Origin of the sequence: Flavobacterium silvisoli, assembly GCF_004329815.1 — a bacterium.
Classification (GTDB): Bacteria; Bacteroidota; Bacteroidia; order Flavobacteriales; family Flavobacteriaceae; genus Flavobacterium; species Flavobacterium silvisoli.
This window is the reverse complement of record NZ_SJPE01000029.1, coordinates 1-2,798: the sequence shown is the minus strand read 5'-3', so window position 1 is coordinate 2,798 and position 2,798 is coordinate 1. Positions and strand designations below refer to the sequence as shown.

The window sequence follows — 2,798 nt, the reverse complement described above, 5'->3', positions numbered from 1 at the left end:
CGTATGAAAACGCAGTAGCTGAAAGAATTAACGGAATTTTGAAGTATGAGTTCGGGCTAAAAAACACTATTAGAAATATTGAAATCGCTCAAAAAATGATAGCCGAAGCTGTAAACATATACAACAACAAACGTTTACATTGGAGTTTAGATTTAAAAACACCGCAAATAGTACACAAACAATATGATAAACAACCCTATAAATCCTATGCTAAAAAAGCAGCTTAAACTTATCAATTAATTCTGTAAATTTGATTCAATTAATAACCTAAAACGGTCAACGTATTTTAGGACATGACATCAACTTCATTTTTAGCAAATCAGAGTATTTAAAAACGATATTTTCTCTTTAAATTTGACATTGAAATTAATTTAAGAAAATATTAGCCATTTAAGAGAAATAATCGTTTATATTTGTCTTATAAAATAAAAGTTATGCTTATAAGATTTGTTGTTAGCAATTTTCTTTCATTTAATGAAGAAAAAGAATTTAATATGTTGGCGGGTTCATTTAAAACCCATAAACATCACGTATATAATTTAGGCAAAATTGATGTGCTTAAGGCCGCTGCCATTTACGGAGCCAATGGTGCGGGAAAATCAAATTTGATTAAAGCGGTTGAGTTCTTACAAGAATCAGTTACTAATGGATACTTATTAAGATCCGTAAATAGTAAAAAATTTAAGCTTGATAAGTTAAATGAGACTAAGCCCATTTCCTTCGAAATAGAGTTTTCAATTGAGAAGAAAATCTATGCATATGGAGTTAGTTTTAACAATATTACAGTTGTTGAAGAATGGCTCTATGAATCCGGAATTAATGTTGAAGATAAAATGATATTTGAGCGTAAGACCCTTAAATCAGGAAAATCTTCAATTAAAATTGCAGATAAGTACAAGAGAACTCAAAGACAAAAGCTATTGATTGAGTTAATGGAAAGCAACTTATTAAAATCCGGAGAATTATTATTAGGCAAATCCGATGAATTAAATATTAAAGAAATAACAGCTTCGAGATTTGTTATTGAGAAGCAAATTATAGTAATACATCCTGGTAGTAAATTTCAAAACTTAGTTCCTGCATTGACATCATCTAATCGATTTAATAACTTTGCAAACGGAATGCTAGAGACTTTTGACACGGGCGTAGCTGAGTTAGATATCGAAAACATTGATATTGATAAATATTTTGGAGATGAGGATGAGTCCACAAAAAAAGAGGTAATCCAAGACATAGAGAATGGGCATAATGTCCTTTTAAATACAGAAACTGGAGGAGTTTTAATAACTAAGGAAAAAGGGAAATACATTGTAAAAAAAGTAATTTCAAAACACCTCAATAATGAAGGCAAAAAAGTATCATTTGACTTAACAGAAGAATCAGACGGTACTCAAAGATTATTAGACTTTATTCCAGCCTTTGATGGAATTTTAAACACTGAAGTTTGCTTTATTATAGATGAAATCGACCAAAGTTTACATCCTGCTTTACTTAAAAGTTTAGTTCAAAAAATTATGAGTAATAAAAATACAATTGGACAATTAGTTTTTACGACTCATGAATCAAACCTTCTTGATTTGGATATCTTTAGACAAGATGAAATATGGTTTTCTGAAAAAAGCAAGAATAGTGGAAGTACTCAATTATATTCATTGAGTGAATTTAAACCACGCTACGATTTAGATATTAGAAAAGGTTATTTGAAGGGGAGATTTGGAGCAATTCCATTTCTTGCTCATTTAGAAGACTTAAAATGGGAACAAAATGATGCGTAAGAAAAGAGGCTATACAAGAGATGTTCCTGTAGAACTAGTAAGAGACTATAAGTTATTTGCAATTGCATGCGAAGGAAGTAAAAGAGAACCAGATTATTTTAAGATTCTTCGATATCTTTCCAAAAAAATTGCGGTTGATGTTATTGAAGACATTGTTAGTGAAGAAGAAGCTCTTTCGATAAACCCAAACAAATCTGCTCCGAAATGGGTTCTTGATAGAGCGGTTAGATATATCGAAAAAGAAGGTTTAAATAATGATGATGACCTATGGATTGTAATGGATGTTGACAGATGGTCAGAAGAACAATTGAGAGAGGTTGCATCTTATTGCGAACAATTTCCAAATTGGAATATTGTGATTAGCAATCCTTGCTTTGAAGTTTGGCTATATTTTCATAAAAAATCAGATATTAAAATTTCGAATTCTGTTAGTTGTGGTGAATTCAAAACTGAAATATCAACATTTGAAAAAGGAGGTTACGATCCATTAAAGTTTTTACCTAATTTCGTTGAGGCAATAGAAAACGCAAAAGCTGCAGATAGCGACAAAAACCATTTTATTCCTAAACCCAAAGAAACAAAGGTTTATAAATTAGGTGAAGCAATCTTAGAAGTAATCGGTAAGAATGATTTTGATAAATTTATAAATACTGTTATTCCTCAGTTAGCGAACGAAAAAAAAGCTAATTTAAAAAAGAAGTTAACTAAAAAATAGCACTGCCTATAACAAAGAACTGTGCTTGCAACCAAATAAAAAATGATATTTTTTAAATAAATTTAGGCATAGGGCTTCTGTACTCTTTATTGTATTCGACTCCTGATTTTGCGATGGCAAAAGCCTGTCTTAACAGCTTATTACAAACAGCTATTAATGCCAGTTTTTTACTCTTCCCTTTTGCTGTAATTCTTTCATAAATCTCTCTACAGGCTTTATTGCATTTACAGGCTGTAAAGCTGCACATAAAGAGAAGATTTCTAAGTTTAGCATTTCCTATCTTACTTATTCTGGTTCTGCCCTTTATA

General features: G+C 30.6%; 4 protein-coding genes. 3 read left to right on the top strand and 1 reads right to left on the bottom strand.

Annotated elements, in window-relative coordinates; genetic code table 11:
- From EZL74_RS13030 to EZL74_RS13020, 3 genes are all read left to right on the top strand, one after another.
- A partial coding sequence (locus EZL74_RS13030) for an integrase core domain-containing protein (protein WP_154669988.1) occupies nucleotides 1-227 on the top strand: 227 nt, incomplete at its 5' end.
- Nucleotides 228-434: 207 nt separating this feature from the next.
- Nucleotides 435-1,775: an AAA family ATPase gene (locus tag EZL74_RS13025; RefSeq protein ID WP_131477098.1), complete on the top strand. Its 1,341-nt coding sequence runs from the start codon at nucleotides 435-437 to the stop codon at nucleotides 1,773-1,775.
- Complete coding sequence (locus EZL74_RS13020; protein ID WP_131477097.1) at nucleotides 1,765-2,490, top strand: RloB family protein; 726 nt, start codon at nucleotides 1,765-1,767, stop codon at nucleotides 2,488-2,490. Before EZL74_RS13025 ends, EZL74_RS13020 begins: the two co-directional genes overlap by 11 nt.
- A gap of 52 nt (nucleotides 2,491-2,542) precedes the next feature.
- On the opposite strand, the gene EZL74_RS13015 is transcribed toward EZL74_RS13020, so the two are convergent.
- Nucleotides 2,543-2,798 (bottom strand): transposase (locus EZL74_RS13015; RefSeq protein WP_154669983.1); only part of this gene is annotated, 256 nt, incomplete at its 5' end.